This is a genomic window from Posidoniimonas polymericola, assembly GCF_007859935.1.
Classification (GTDB): Bacteria; Planctomycetota; Planctomycetia; order Pirellulales; family Lacipirellulaceae; genus Posidoniimonas; species Posidoniimonas polymericola.
The window spans coordinates 300890-315674 of record NZ_SJPO01000001.1 but is presented as its reverse complement, the minus strand read 5'-3'; the positions used below and the strand labels follow the sequence as shown (position 1 = coordinate 315674).

The following is a 14785-nucleotide window of genomic DNA, read 5'->3' as shown; positions in this document are numbered from 1 at the left end:
GGCCACCGGGGCCAAGATTGCTGGCTAGCGAGCGAATACGCGTCTACGATACAGCTCTTCCCGCTTACACCGACGCCGCCCGTGATGGAATCCGTGCTGCCGATCATCGTTATTGCCGCCGTGGTCGCCCTGATCATCGTGGCCGCTGTCGCCTCGCACCGCGCGGCCAAGGCCCGCCGCGACGCGCTCGCCGCGTTGGCCGCCGCGCGTGGGTGGACGTTCTCCCCCGACCGCGACCGCAACCACGACGACCACTTCCGCCAGTTCCGGCAGTTCCGCCAGGGGAACGGCCGCTACGCCTACAACTCGGTCTTCGGGGCGATGAAGCTCAACGACCGCGAGCTCCCCATCAAGCTCGGAGACTTCCACTACGAGACCCACTCCACCAACTCCAAGGGTCAGTCCACGACCCACCACCACCACTTCAGCTACCTGCTGTCGGAGCTCCCCTCGGCCGCGACGCCCGACGTGACCATCCGCCCGGAGGGCGTGTTCGACAAGGTCGGCGCGTTCTTCGGCTTCGACGACATCGACTTCGAGTCGTCCGAGTTCAGCAACAAGTTCCACGTCAGCAGCGACGACAAGCGTTTCGCCTACGCCATCGTGCACCCACGGATGATGGAGTTCCTGCTCGCCACCCGCGGCCCGACGCTGATCCTGTCGCAGGGGCACGCGCTGGTGACCCAGGGCGGGACCTGGAAGCCCGAGGAGTTCGCCCCGTCCGTGGAGTGGCTCGAGATGTTCTTCGACCGCTGGCCCGACCACGTGCTGGCCGACCTCAAGAGCCGCGCGTAGCCCCCTGCCCACCAGATCCGCATGAACGAAGACGCCATCTTGCCGCTACTAGTCCTCGGGGTCCCGCTGCTGCTGTTGCTGGTGTTTGTCATCGCCAACTTCAACCGGCTGGTCCGGGTGCGGCAGCACATCCGCGAGAGCTGGGCGGATATCAGCGTCGAGATGAAACGCCGCTACGACCTGATCCCCAACCTGGTCGAAACGGTCAAGGGCTACGCGGCCCACGAGCGCGAGATCATGGAGCAGGTCGCCAAGCTCCGGCAGCAGGCGATGCAGAACACCGGCTCGGCCGCCGCGCAGGCGGTCGACGAGCGGGCGCTTGGGATCGGCGTCGGCAGGCTGCTGGCGGTCGCCGAGGCGTACCCCGACCTGAAGGCCGACGCGCACTTCCTCGCGCTGCAGCAGGAGCTCACGAACACCGAGGACCGTATCGCCGCCTCGCGCCGCTTCTACAACGGCAACGTCCGCGAGCTCAACCAGCTCTGCCGGGCGTTCCCGACCAACGTGCTCGCCAGCGTGTTTGGCTTCGAGGAGGCGAGCTACTTCGAGCTCGAGGACCAATCGCAACGCGCGGCGCCGCCGGTGAAGTACTAGGGTCCAGCGCTGGCGCCAGGGTCGCCCTCAATCAGCCCACCCCGCCAGGGGTGGGACTGCGTGCCGGGTCGGCCCCCCCCTGGCGGGGTGGGCTGCCATTGCGCAGGCCGTTGGCACGGGTTCAATGCTCACAAACAAAGCCGGGGCCGCGCTTCGTGCGTGGCCCCGGCTCGAGCGACAACGCCGCGGTTCCTCACGCCGCGGCGTTCTCCACCTGAATCGTTCCGCTCTTCCGCCGACGCAGCAGCCGCGGGGCCAGCATTGGGACCCGCTCCTGGTACTCGGTGTAGTCCTGGCCGAGGGCGTCGACCAGGTCGCGTTCTTCCCAGCGGATCGCGGCCAGGATGTACACGGTCATCAGCACGGCGAAGGCCAGGTGCGCGGCGCCCATGGTGGGGGTCGCCCAGGCAGCGGTCAGCCAGCCGACGTACAGCGGGTGCCGGACCAGCGAGTACGGCCCCGGCGTCTTGAACGCGAGCGGCGTGTACGGCTTGCCACGCAGGCAGAGCCACACCTGACGCAGCCCGAATAGGTCGAAGTGGTTGATCAGGAACGACGAGCCAAACACGGTCACCCAGCCGCAGGCGAACAAGGCGAATAGCGCGGTGCGGGCGAGCGGCTGCTGAATGTCCCACACGATACCGCCCATGGGCCGCCAGAGGACGAACAACGCGATCAGCACCAGGCCGCTCGCCAGCACGTAGGTGCTCCGCTCGGCTTCCGGCGGGATCCAGCGGGCGAGCCGCTGCTTGAACGCCGGCCGGGCCATCACGCTGTGCTGAACCGCAAACGTGAGGATCAGCCCGAGGTTGATCGCCGCGGCCGAAGCGAGCGACCCCACTAGCGGACCGTCGATGGTAGTGGGCGCCCAGAAGTTGCCGATGAAGGCGATCAGGTACAGCAGCACGCTGAAACCGACCGCGTAACTAACCAGACCGTAGCCGAAGACCAGAATGCGTCGCGTCATATTCGTGCCTGCCTGTCCGCTGTCTCGTGGGGTGTGCTCGACCGGCGAACTGCCGCCGGACCCCCCTGATACGCCTCGCCCGCTGACCTGTTACAAAAGCTGGGGCAGAAACAGTTCCGGCGGGGTACAATCCGTCGTCCCCGCCCCACCCCCTCCCCCGGACGCGTGCCGCCGTGCGACTGGCCCCGATTGAACTCGCCCACCCCGCTTGCCGGCTGCCGAAGCGGGTGGTGTCGCTGCTGGACGACGCCGACACACGGATCGAGCGGCTGCAGTTCGAGCACCGCGACCGGCCGATCGCCGCCTTCGTGCCGTGCGACTTTGTCGAGGCCTACCGCGTGCTCGCCTACCTGTCAGAGATCAACCTCGCCCCGGGGCACCGCGTGCTGGAGTGGGGCAGCGGAGCCGGCGTCGTGACCTGCCTGGCCGGCATGCTGGGCTTCGACGCCATCGGCATCGAGGTCGAGGAGCCGCTGGTCGCGCTGTCGGAGTCGCTGGCCGAGGACTTCGAGATCGACGTCGAGTTCGTCTGCGGCAGCTTTGTGCCCGACGGCTACGAGGACGAGATCGACGAGCAACGCGACATCAACTGGCTCCGCACCGACGCCCGCAGCGCCTACGAAGAGCTCGACCTCGACCCCGACGACTTCGACATCATCTTCGCGTACCCCTGGCCGGGCGAGGAGCAGATCGTGTTCGACCTGTTCCGCCGCCGCGCCGCCGAGGGCGCCCTGCTGCTGACCTACCACGGGCAGGACGGCATGCAGCTGCACCGCCGGGTGCGTTGACGGGGCGACCTTGCTTGCAGGCCCCACTGCCGGGTTGTGGCGTCTCGAGACCCGATGGGCGACAATGGGCCAAAAGCCACTGCGTGATCTCCTTCCCCCGCGCGACGTTGCTGTATGGCCCTCACCCGCCGCAACTTATTCGCGATGATCCGGCGTCGCCATTGGGCGACCTGGGTCGCGGTTGCGCTGACGACCATTACGATGGTGCTGATCTCGATCCCGAGCTACCCCTCCGACACGACGAACAGAGTCGGCGCCCAAGGGAACCCGGCTAACGGGTGGGAGAGGGTCTGCCAACGCGTCTACGACGCTACCAGCCGCGACATTGAGGACGACCGGCTGCGGGCCGAGCAAGTCGATCCGTCGGAGGCGCCGTGGGCCGCCTACGAAGACCTTCCCGGATTCCAGGTCCCTGCGCTCCAACAGCACGGCTGGCCATTGCCGAGTGTCGTGCGGTCGACGCGTGTCTCGGCGTTCGCGATGATCAGCAGCGTCAAGATGCCGCCGGTCCTCACCATCGGGCACGCGTTCACAACGTGCAACGGCGTGCCGATGCACTATGTCCGCTGGAGCAATTACCACACCTGGCCCCTGACAGGCGACCGATGGGGTGTGCACCCCGGAAACTTGCTCGTCGACCTAGTGACATTCGCCCTTGTGGTGGGCGGGGTCGGCGCGGTCGTGGAGTGGTGGCTCCGCAGCCGCGGAGGTCTGTTCCGCTTCCGTTTGATCGACGTGCTCGCCGCGTTCACAATTTGCGCCGTCGCGCTCGCGTGGCATCACCAACACGCCGAACTGCGTGACCAGGAAGCCCGGCTGGAAGCCGACCTCAATCAGGGAGCGGCCCTCAACCGTTTTAGCGTCTACCGCACGTACACCGGTCCCGAGTGGCTGCAACGGCTGGCGGGTCACCCGGACTACGTGCCGCTGCTGAACCACGTGACCACGGCCGTCCTCTCGTCGAGCGAGGACTGGCAGGGCGAGTTGAACCGGCTTGCGGAGCTCCCCTATATCGAAGAGCTGAGGCTGGCGTCGCCATTGCCGAAGGCGGCGGTCGCGCAGCTTTCGCGGTTCGGCCGGCTGAAGACACTCAACTACCGCATGTATTCGCCGCCGGGCGACGCGCTACAGCAGTGGCTCGACGCCGCGGCGGACCCCGACCTAATCGGCCCAACCGACCTCGCCGCACTGGCGCCGCTGCCGCTGGAGGAACTCAGTATCAGCGGCCACGCGATCGTCATGGAGGACCTCGAGCGGGCCCTCGCCGCAATCCCAAGCCTCAAGCGACTCGTCATCGTCGAGGCTTCGATCACCCGGGGCGAGTACGAGCAACTCTGCCAACGCTTCCCCGCGGTCGAGATCCGCGAGCACACGCTCCGCGGTTCCCATGAAACCGACGCGGAACGCAACCAGCGTGTCGGCGACTTCAAAGCCGAGCGGCAGGAGGCCTTGAAACGATAGAACGCGGACTGATTTGAGCGGGTGCGCGCCCCGCCCTGGTACAGACAGGCTGCGGCAAGCGGCGGTAGAATCGGGGTGGTTCGCAACCCTTTGCCCACCCCTCGCATGATCTCCGCCCTCGACCGCAAGCTGATCCGCGACCTCGCTGGCATGTGGGGCCAGGCGTTGATGATCGCGCTGGTCGTGTCCGCCGGCGTGGCGACCTTCATCAACTCGCGGACCATGCTGTACTCGCTCGAGACCACCCGGGCGAGCTTCTACGACCGCTACTACTTCGCCGACGTCTTCGCCGCGGTGAAGCGCGCGCCGGAGGCAATCCGCCAGCGCGCCGCCGCCATCCCCGGCGTCGCCCGCGTCGAGACCCGCGTCGTTGAGATGGTCAACCTCGACGTGCCCGGCATGGACGAGCCGGCCGTGGGCCAGCTGATCTCGATGCCGGTCTCCGGCGAGCCGAGCCTCAACCGCGTCTACCTGCGGCGCGGCCGGCGGCTCGAGCCGAACCGCGACGACGAGATCCTCGCCAGCGAGAAGTTCACCGAGGCCAACGGCCTGACCGTGGGCGACTCGGTCACCGCTATCATCAACGGCCGCAAGAAGGAGCTGCGGATCGTCGGCGTGGTGCTGTCGCCCGAGTACGTGTTCCAGGTCAAGCCGGGCGACATTGTGCCCGACCCCGAGCACTTCGGCGTGTTCTGGATGAACCGCGAGGCGCTCGAGATGGCGTTCGATATGGAGGGCGCGTTCAATGATCTGTCGATCGGGCTGATGCGCGGCGCCCAGGCCCGTGAGGTGATCTTCCGCCTGGACCAGCTGCTGGAGCCGTACGGCGGGCTCGGCGCGTACGGACGCGAGGACCAGCTGTCGCACATGCTCCTGGAGAGCGACATCCAAGGTCTCAAGACCACCGGGCTGGTGGCGCCGTCGATCTTCCTGGCGGTCGCCGCGTTCCTGCTGAACGTGGTGCTGGCGCGGCTGCTGGCGCTGCAGCGTGAGCAGATCGCCGCCCTCAAGGCGTTCGGCTACAGCAACGTGGCGATTGGCTGGCACTACCTGAAGTTCGTGATGGCGATCATCGCGGTCGGCTCGGTGATCGGCATATTCGGCGGTTGGTTCCTCGGGCACACCTTCACGGTCATGATCGCCGAGTTGTACCAGTACCCCGAGCTGGTGATCCGCGTGCGGCCGTCGGTCATCGCCACGGCGGTCTCGGTGGCGGCGGGCGCGGCGCTGATTGGCGCCGTCGGCGCTGTGAGCCGCGCGGTCCGCGTGCCGCCGGCCGAGGCGATGCGGCCCGAGCCGCCCGCCAGCTTCGGGCCCACGCTGCTCGAGCGGCTCGGCCTGGGCAGGCTGCTGCCGAGCTCCGCCCGGATGGTCTTGCGGCAAATCGAGCGGCGGCCGCTGAAGAGCGCGCTATCGATCGTGGCGATCGCCCTGTCGGTGGCGATCATCGTCGTGGGGCAGTTTATCCAGGACTCGATGGACTACACGCTCGACCACCAATTCTTCCGCGTGCAGCGGTACGACATCACCGTCAACACGCTTGAGGCCGGCTCAACCGACATCCTGCACGACCTGCGGCACGTGCCGGGCGTGATCCGGGCCGAGCCGGTGCGGATGGTGGCCGCGCGGCTGCGGCACGGCCCCCGCAGTCGCCGCGTCGCGCTGATGGGGCTGCCGCAGGGGGGCACGCTGTACCGCATGGCGGACTCGTCCGGCGCGATGTACCAGCCGCCCCCCGGCGGCGTGACGCTGTCGGCCTCGTTGGCCCGACGGCTGGGCATCGAGGTCGGCCAGACGGTCCGCATCGAGACCCTCGAGGGCAAACGCCCCACGGCCGACCTGCCGGTGGTCTCGCTGATGGAGGACCTGCAGGGCCTCAATGCGTACATGGACCTCCGCGCTCTCAACGCCCTGATGCGGCAGGGCCCGCGGGTGACCGGCGCGTACCTGCTGACCGACCCGGCCCTGGAGCAGCAGACCTACGCCACCTTGAAGGACACCCCTAAGCTGACCGGGGTGACGCTCAAGTCGAGCGCGATCGAGAGTTTCCAGGACACGCTCGCCAAGAACCTCGGCACGATGAAGAAGATCAACCTGTTCTTCGCGTGCGTGATCGCGGTCGGCGTGGTGTACAACAGCGCGCGGATCGCCCAGAGCGAGCGGAGCCGCGAGCTGGCCACCCTCCGCGTCGTGGGCTTCACACGCGGCGAGATCTCGGCGATCCTGCTAGGCGAGCTCGGCCTGCTGACGCTGCTCGCCATGCCGCTCGGCTGGATGATGGGCTACGGCTTCGCCACGGCGCTCAACCTGATGATGAACCAGATGGAGGCCTTCCGCTTCCCGCTGGTCGTGGAGCGGTCGACCTACGGAATCGCGTCGGGCGTGGTGCTGACCGCGGCGACCCTGTCGGGGCTCTTGGTGCGACGGAGTTTGGACCACTTGGATTTGATCGCGGTGTTGAAGGCGCGGGACTAGTCGAACAGGTGGGCCCAAGGGTCCCCCCTCCCCGGCAGGGGGAAGGGGTTAGAACCACCAGTGCGGTGGACCAGCAAGTCAGAGCTTCGAACTAAGGTATTAACTCAGGAGCGCGTTGCCTAACGGATCATCTTGCCCTCTCCCTCTTCAGGGGAGGGGAACAGCGCGCCGCTTCGCGGCTTGCTCTGGATAGCCAATAGCCAATAGCCCCACTATGACCAACTGGCTCAGCAAACTGTTCTTCCTCGTCGTCGGCTTGGCGGTCGTCGGGGGGTTGGCGTTTGCGTTCATGCCGGAGCCGGTGGACGTCGACATGGCGACTATCGGGCGAGGGTCGCTGTTGGTCACCGTCGACGAGGACGGCAAGACCCGCATCCGGGAGAAGTACGTGGTGAGCACGCCGCTGTCGGGGCGGCTGCTGCGGATCGACCTCGACCCGGGCGACTCGGTCACCGCCGACCAGACCGTGCTGGCGGTGGTCGAGCCGCGTGACCCGGAATTACTCGACGCCCGCGCGATCGCCCAGGCCGAGGCCCGGGAGCAGGCGGCCGCGGCGTCGCTCAAGCGGGTCGAGCCGGTGCTCGAGCAGGCCCGGCTGCGGCAGGCGCAGGCCGAACGCGACCTCGAGCGGTACCGCAAGCTGCTCGACTCGAAGGGGGTGACCCGCGAAGAGTTCGAGAAGATTGAGACCTCCTACCGAGCCGCCAGCGAGGAGCTGCGGGCGTCGCGCTACTCGCAGGAGATTGCGGAGTTCGAGCTTGAGCAGGCGAAGGCCGCCCTGCTCCGCACGCGTCCGAGCGACAACCCCGAGGCCGACGACGCGTCCGACAACGGCTGGAACTTCGCCATCCGCTCGCCGATCGACGGGCGGGTGCTGCGGGTGTTCCAGGAGAGCGCCGCCGTGGTCACGGCCGGCGCGTCGCTCCTCGAGCTTGGCGACCCGACCGACCTGGAGGTCGAAATCGATGTCCTGTCGAGCGACGCGGTGCGGATCGAGCCCGGCGCGCGGGTGCTGCTCGAGCACTGGGGCGGCGAGTCCCCGCTCGAGGGCCGGGTGCGGCTGGTCGAGCCGGCCGGCTTTACCAAGATCTCGACCCTCGGCGTCGAAGAACAACGGGTGAACGTGATTGTCGACCTGGTCGACCCGCCGGCGGCCCGCCAGCAATTGGGCGACGGCTTCCGCGTCGAGGCCCGCATCGTCACGGCCAGCGCCGGGGACGCCCTGATCGTGCCGACCAGCGCGCTGTTCCGCTCGGCCGGCGAGTGGGTGGTGTTCAAGATCGAGGAGGGCCGGGCCCGCCAGACGCGGGTGTCGGTCGGCAAGCAGAACGACCTGCAGGCCGAGGTGCTGGAGGGCCTGGCGGAGTCGGACCGGGTGATCCTGCACCCCAGCGACCGCGTGCGGGACGGGTCGGAAGTCCGCTCGAGGACCGGCGGTTAGGCCCGCCCGGCCGTCCGACCCGCAAATCCCTCGGAAAAACGCCCACTGTAGCCCCCGCGGCCCGGCGGGCTCGGAGCGTTTCGATAGCCCGCCTGCGGCCCGCAAGATATAGTGGAGCAGGAGCAGAATCTCACCACGGGGCGCACGCAGAGAAACGATGGGCATAGGCCAGCTGTTTAAGTCGATGCTCGATTCGGGCAAGGTCGACATCGAGAGGCGTTACGAGATCCTCCGCGCCGCCGTGTCGGGCACCATGTCCGACTTCCACATGGCCCGCGATCGGAAGAGCGGTCAGATTGTCGGGCTGAAGATCCTCGACAAGAAGAAGACCGAGCAGCTCGAGGCCCGCTTCAAGGGGCTCAGCAAACCGTCCGAGGGCGAGATCTCGATGCAGATGATCCACCCGCGGATTGTCGTGACCCACTCGTTCGGCATGACGACCAAGGGCGAGCAGTTTATCGTCATGGAGTTCCTCGATGGGCCGGGGCTCAACTCGTGCATCATCGGCCGCAACCCGATCCTCGACGGCAACCGGCTCGCGCTGATGACGCAGGCGGCCGAGGCGCTCGACGCCGTGCACCAGGCGGGCTACATCCACCGCGACGTCTGCCCCCGCAACTTTGTGTGCGCGAAGGACGGCAAGTCGCTCAAGCTGATCGACTTTGGGCTGACGGTGCCGGCGACGCCGCCGTTCCAGCAGCCCGGCAACCGCACCGGCACGCCGAACTACATGGCGCCGGAGGTGGTCCGCCGCCGCGCGACCGACCAGCGGCTCGACATCTTCGCGTTCGGCGCGTCGATGTACGAGATGTTCGCGTTCGAGCTGCCGTGGGTGCGGGGCTCCGACGGCCTGGCCGCGATGTCGCACGGCGCCAGCGAACCGCCGCCGCTCTCTCAGTACTACCCGAAAATCCGCCCCGAGCTCGAGGCGATCATCATGAAGTGCATCCAGGCAGAGCCCGCCGATCGCCACGCCTCGATGGACTCGGTCCTGCAGCAGCTGCGGCGGATCAAGAGCGAGGACGTCGACTAAACGCGGTCGACCGTTCACAATGGTCTGCTGACGCGTCGCTCGGCGGCGCCCCGAGCCAAACTGCGACCACGTTGAACGATCCCTTATGAACATTGCCTACCTCGACTGCGCCAGCGGCATCAGCGGCGATATGACCCTCGGCGCGTTGGTCGACGCGGGGGTCGACCTCGGAGCCATCCAGGCGGGAGTCGACTCGCTCGGCCTGCCGAGCTGCCGGCTGGTGAAGGAGACCGTCAAGAAGCGCGGCTTCCGCGCCACGCAGATCAGGGTCGAGCACGAGCCGGAGCACGCCCACCGGCACCTGCACCACATCACCGCGATGATCGACCGCAGCACGCTCACCGAGCGGCAGCGCGACCTCGCCACCCGGATCTTCACCCGCCTGGCCGAGGCCGAGGCCCGCGTGCACGGCTCGACCATCGAGAAGGTGCACTTCCACGAGGTCGGCGCGGTCGACTCGATCGCGGACATCGTCGGCGCGGCGATCGGCTGGGACCTCTTGGGGGTCGAGAAGATCTACGCCTCGCCGATCCCGACCGGCACGGGCTTCGTGCAGATCGCCCACGGCCGCTGCGCGATCCCCGCGCCCGCCACCGCCGAGTTGCTCAAGGGGATCCCGCTGGCGGCGTTCGCGCCCGAGGGCGAGCTCACCACGCCGACCGGCGCGGCGATCGTGTCGACGCTGGTCGAGGGCTTCGGGCCGCTGCCCGCCATGACCATCGAGGCGATCGGCTACGGCTCGGGCCAGAAGGACTTCGACCACCCGAACCTGGTGCGGCTGTTGGTCGGCGAGGCGGCCGAGCCGGCCGCGGCCGGCGGGGCGGACGCGATCACCCTGCTCGAGACCAACCTGGACGACGCCACCGGCGAGGCAATCGGCGCCTGTGTCGAGCGGCTCTGGGAGGCCGGCGCGCTTGACGTCTGCCTGACGCCGATCCAGATGAAGAAGCTGCGGCCCGGCGTGCTGCTGTCGGTCCAGGCGCGGCCGCACCAGGCCGACAAGCTGGCCGGGGTGATCTTCGCCAACACCACGGCCCTGGGGCTGCGGCGGCAGACCGTCCCCCGGATGGTGCTCCCCCGCCGCCGGGCGGAGGTCGACACCGAGTACGGCAAAGTGGGCGGCGTGGTGGCTGCCCTGCCAACCGGCGGCGAGAGGTTCACTCCCGAATACGACGATTGTAACGCGGCCGCCCACGAGCATGGCGTGACGCTAGCACAGGTTTCGCTGGCCGCGGCGGCGGCTTTCAGCCGAGCGCAATCTTGATAGGCCTGCTGTTCCCGGCGGGCCGGCTCTCAGCGAGAATCGCGGCATGCTCCTGCTCGCCAACACCCTGGTCGCCAGCATCATGTTCGCGGCGGGCTGCGCGCTGCTGACCAGCATCCTGCTGCGGCGGAGCTACCGCTACTTCGGCCGCCGCCGCCGGTACGACGACTCGCCCATCGCCCGGCAACCCCGACCCACCAGCCAGTGGTCGGGCGCGTACTCCGACTCGTCGGCGATGATCGAGCGGCAGAAGGTCGAGCTGCACGACGCCGGCCGCGAGCTGCGGGCGCAGCTCGACAACAAGATTGTCGTGCTGCAGGAGCTGTGCGCCAGGAGCCAACAGCAGATCGACCGGATGGAAGAACTGCTGCGGGAGCTCGACTCGCGGGGCTAGCGCGTGCTGCCGCGGTTCAACCGGCCTGGGCGGCGCCACGGGGCGCTTTTGCGCGGCGCCGCTGCGAGATCGCGGCGGCGGGCTTTGCCGCGAGGTCGTCCTCACTAGCGGCGGCCGCACTCCAGCCGGCCGCCAACGCCACACCGGCGGCCAGCACTTGCAGCGCGGCCAGCGTCAGCGGGTGCATCGTCGGGCCGTGCTCGGCCACCGGGATTAGGTGCGCCGACCGCTCCCAGCCATCCACGGTCCGCACCCACTCGAGCGACGCGGGCGTCTGATCCGAGGTCACCGGCCAGCGAGACGCCAGGGCGGCTCCGGCCATCATCAGGACGACGATAAACAGGGTGGTACGCACGAGGGGTCGGGGGGCTGCGAGAGCGGCGGGCAGAAGAGCTGCTCCCCCAGTTCGCAATGCCCGCGCCACGCCCCGGCGGCGGTGGCCCCGGTTTGGCCTAACCCCAGCCGCACCAACCACCTAGAGCAAGGGCGCGTCGGCGCCCGCCGACATCGGTGTGGCGTTTTCTCAACGGCCGACCAACCCAGGTGTCTCGAAAGGTCAACATGCGAGAAATCGCCCAAGTGCGTCTTAGCGCCGCGCCATCGAGCTTGCCGAAGCGCTGCTTGCGGCACAGCCAGCAAGGTCGAAATTGCGTTGCTTAGTCCAGACGCCCCAACAACTTGCGGCGCGACTTTTGCGCCCGATTGTTGGGCCGCTCGGCGAACACGGATACAATTCGGGCAGCGTCAGGGAGGATCGCGGCTAAGAAGGAGAAGGACATCCGCCCCGCTCACGCACGCGAAATCCCAGGGACGACCCCGTGGCAACCGCCGACAAAATCCGTCTCAAAAAAACTATCGCCGCCGCCGAGGGATACCTCGAGCTCGGCATGCACGCCCACGCCCTGGGCGAGCTGCAGCGCCGCGGCAAGCTGACCCACAGCAGCTCACGCGCCTGCTTCCTGATGGGCGAGTCGCTCCGCGAGCTGTCGCGCTGCCGCGAGGCGTTGATCCCGCTGCGTCGCAGCGCCGAGATCAACCCCGACGACCTGCACGTCTGGCTGGCGCTCGGCTGGTGCTACAAGCGGACCGGCCAGCTCCGCCGCGCGATCGAGTCACTCGACCGTGGACTCAGCTACGCGCCAAACGACGCGCTCTTGCACTACAACCTGGCGTGCTACTGGAGCCTCGCCTGCGAGCGCCGCCCCGCGCTCAACCACCTGGCCGAGGCGCTCAAGCTCGACAGCAACTTCCTCGACCTCATCGACCACGAGTCCGACTTCGAGCCCCTCCGCGACGACCCCGGCTTCAAGATGCTGACCGGCGTGATCGTGTAAGTCGCGGTTAGCTGCTAGCTGAGAGTCGACGATGAGCAGCCCACCCCGCCAGGGGTGGGATCGAACCCGTGCACAGTTCCACCCCTGGCGGGGTGGGCTGCCTCAGTGAGCTCTTTTCTACCGCGCCGCGCAAGCAAAAAAGCGGCCCGGCATGGTGGCTGCCGGGCCGCTTTCAGTGACACAGGACACAGGGCTCAAGTGCGTCCTCAGAGCAATATCAACAGACCAATCTCAGCTTAGTACTTGCATTCGACGCCCGCCTGCAGGCCGTGCAGGACCAGCGAGCCGTCGGTGTTGATGTCGCGGACGGTCGCGCTGTTGACGAAGCCGGCCGACGGGATCTGGTTGCCGGCGAGGGCCACACCGCTAGCGGCGATCACACGCCAGGCGGCGGTCGCACGCCAGTGGCAGCTCATCTGGTAGCCGAAGCCGACGCGGGCCTCACCCAGGAACGCGACGTCCTGCTTGCTGTTGCGAGCGGCAACCGCGGCGCCGCCGTTGACATAGACCACGTCGCCGCCGCCGGGGCTGTAGACCCGCTGGTAGACGTCGGCGTCGTTGGCGTAGATGCCGAAGTTGGTGTCGCAGAACAGCGACCACTTGCAGCCGACCAGGTAGTTCATGCTGCCGCCGAGCTGGAAGCCGACCAGGTCGTTGGCGACGTCAATGTCGTGGAACAGCACGTTGTCGTCGGCCGGCATGTTGTCGGGGTACAGGCCCGGCTCGCCGCCGACCACGCCGCCGGCGCCGTCGTCCAGCGTGAAGAACACCGCGTTGCGGAAGAACTCGTCGAACTGCATGAACCGCACGCCGGCCAGTCCGCTGAAGAAGAACCGTTGGCCGGTTGAGCAGCACGGCGTCAGGTCGCAGCCGCTGGTCCCACACGAACCGGCGCCGCAAGAACCATCGCCGCACGACCCCGAGCCGCAAGCGCCGGTCCCGCAGGACCCGGCGCCGTACGAAGATCCGCCGCACGAGCCAACGCCCGCCATCGCGACCGAGCCGCAGGCCGCCGGGGCGCCGAACCGCCAGAAGTTGATCTCGATGTTCTGGGCCTTGAACCGCTGAGTGACGCGGTTCGCCAGCACTCGGACGTTGTTGGTGTTGCCCGTCTGGTTGACCGGCACCTGGTAGTCGTAGTACTCGTTCACCGGGCGGTAGCCATACGCACCGCCGCCGACGCCGTCACGGTCGTACTGGATGCCGGCGTAGTTGATGCGGCCGTACATCCGCGTGGTGCCGCCGAAGGTGTCGCTCACCTCGGTGAACGACGAGTCCTCCTCCAGGCCCCAGTAGCCGACTTCCCAGGCGTACGGCTGGTACGCGTTGCAGCCGCAGCCGGCATAGCCGAAGGTGCTGCCGATGCGGGTCTCGATGCCCGCGGCGTAGCCGACGTCGGCCTGATCGCTGTACACAGTGATGTCGGTCGGCATCGGGTAGTAGTCGTTCGGCGCGCCGTCGACGAGCACCGAGGTCTGGAACCCATCGGGCTGGGTGCGGGTCATGTACAGGCCGTACACGCCGCCGAACCACTGCCGCGAGGGGCCGCAGGCTTCGAATCCACCGGCGTAGCCGCCGCCGGTGTAGCACGAGCCGTAGGCGCTCGACGAGTCGCACGAGCCCGAGGAGTAGCCCTCCCAGGTCGTGGCGGGGGCGGCCGAGCCGCCGTTGCAGTTGCAGTCAGCCGCGGGCGCGGAGGCCGGCGTCACGCTGGCGGCTGGGTAGCTGTAGGTCTCCGCCGGCTGGTAGGTCGGCGCCTCGGCCTGAACAGGCGCGGGGGTGATCGACTCGTTCGGGGTCGGCAGCTCCTGCGACGGCGCCCCGCGGTAGGCGTACCGCTGCTGCGGGTAGGCCGTCGGGGCCTGGGCCTGCGGGGCGTAGCCCTGCTGCGGGTACGCCGGCTGAGCAGCCGCGTAGCCCGGAGCCGCGGCATAACCCGGGGCGGCAGCGTAGCCCGGCGCGGCGGCGTTGGCCTGCGGGGCCGGGTAGCCATAGGCGGGCGCCGCCTGGGGCTGCTGCGCGACCTGCGGCTGGTAGCCGTAGGCCGGCTGCTGAGCGGGCGATTGCGTGATGGCGAAGGGCGCGGCCAGCGCCATCGGCGCGGAGCACATCATCGCCGCGGCCCAGATGGCTCGCTGTAGTGGGTTTTGAATTCTCATCCGTGAATCTCCGGTCTGTGCGTCCCGGCCATGGGACACGGTGTATCCAGGACGCAGACATCCGGCGGCGCACCTTCCGT

The 14785-nt window shown here is 68.3% G+C and carries 13 protein-coding genes; 10 read left to right on the top strand and 3 right to left on the bottom strand.

The features are described 5' to 3' along the window. The first annotated feature begins 84 nt into the window (after positions 1–84). Positions 85–795, top strand: coding sequence for a hypothetical protein (locus tag Pla123a_RS01270; protein ID WP_146583708.1), 711 nt, complete (start codon positions 85–87; stop codon positions 793–795). 21 nt (positions 796–816) lie between these two features. Further along, positions 817–1389 (top strand): LemA family protein, encoded by a 573-nt coding sequence (locus Pla123a_RS01265; protein ID WP_146583707.1) that lies wholly within the window; start codon positions 817–819, stop codon positions 1387–1389. A 193-nt stretch (positions 1390–1582) separates the two neighbouring features. On the opposite strand, the gene mddA is transcribed toward Pla123a_RS01265, so the two are convergent. Further along, entirely contained in the window at positions 1583–2356 is a 774-nt protein-coding gene (mddA, locus tag Pla123a_RS01260) for a methanethiol S-methyltransferase (RefSeq protein WP_146583706.1), read from the bottom strand. 173 nt (positions 2357–2529) lie between these two features. Here mddA and Pla123a_RS01255 point away from each other — a divergent pair, with 173 nt between their 5' ends. From Pla123a_RS01255 to Pla123a_RS01225, 7 genes are all read left to right on the top strand, one after another. Further along, positions 2530–3144: a class I SAM-dependent methyltransferase gene (locus Pla123a_RS01255; RefSeq protein ID WP_146583705.1), complete on the top strand. Its 615-nt coding sequence runs from the start codon at positions 2530–2532 to the stop codon at positions 3142–3144. 114 nt (positions 3145–3258) lie between these two features. Beyond that, positions 3259–4605, top strand: a complete 1347-nt coding sequence (locus tag Pla123a_RS01250; protein WP_146583704.1) for a hypothetical protein — start codon at positions 3259–3261, stop codon at positions 4603–4605. A gap of 105 nt (positions 4606–4710) precedes the next feature. Further along, positions 4711–7080, top strand: coding sequence for an ABC transporter permease (locus Pla123a_RS01245; protein WP_146583703.1), 2370 nt, complete (start codon positions 4711–4713; stop codon positions 7078–7080). 214 nt (positions 7081–7294) lie between these two features. Then, positions 7295–8521, top strand: a complete 1227-nt coding sequence (locus Pla123a_RS01240; protein ID WP_146583702.1) for an efflux RND transporter periplasmic adaptor subunit — start codon at positions 7295–7297, stop codon at positions 8519–8521. A gap of 157 nt (positions 8522–8678) precedes the next feature. Next, a complete protein-coding gene (locus Pla123a_RS01235) occupies positions 8679–9554 on the top strand; it encodes a serine/threonine protein kinase (protein ID WP_146583701.1) in 876 nt (291 codons plus the stop codon). An 85-nt stretch (positions 9555–9639) separates the two neighbouring features. Continuing rightward, positions 9640–10818, top strand: coding sequence for a nickel pincer cofactor biosynthesis protein LarC (larC, locus tag Pla123a_RS01230; RefSeq protein ID WP_146583700.1), 1179 nt, complete (start codon positions 9640–9642; stop codon positions 10816–10818). A gap of 46 nt (positions 10819–10864) precedes the next feature. Beyond that, positions 10865–11212 carry a hypothetical protein gene (locus tag Pla123a_RS01225; protein ID WP_146583699.1) on the top strand — a complete coding sequence of 116 codons (348 nt, stop codon included), beginning with the start codon at positions 10865–10867 and terminating at the stop codon, positions 11210–11212. Between the two features lie 16 nt (positions 11213–11228). Here Pla123a_RS01225 and Pla123a_RS01220 read toward each other — a convergent pair whose 3' ends face one another. After that, the gene (locus tag Pla123a_RS01220) at positions 11229–11567 is read right to left on the bottom strand and encodes a hypothetical protein (RefSeq protein WP_146583698.1); all 339 of its coding nucleotides are present in this window, start codon (positions 11565–11567) and stop codon (positions 11229–11231) included. A 463-nt stretch (positions 11568–12030) separates the two neighbouring features. Between Pla123a_RS01220 and Pla123a_RS01215 the strand changes: the two genes are divergently transcribed. Then, complete coding sequence (locus Pla123a_RS01215; protein ID WP_146583697.1) at positions 12031–12546, top strand: TPR end-of-group domain-containing protein; 516 nt, start codon at positions 12031–12033, stop codon at positions 12544–12546. Positions 12547–12782: 236 nt separating this feature from the next. Here the strand turns inward: Pla123a_RS01215 and Pla123a_RS01210 are convergent, their stop codons facing one another. Continuing rightward, entirely contained in the window at positions 12783–14705 is a 1923-nt protein-coding gene (locus Pla123a_RS01210) for a hypothetical protein (RefSeq protein ID WP_146583696.1), read from the bottom strand. Positions 14706–14785: the final 80 nt, after the last annotated feature.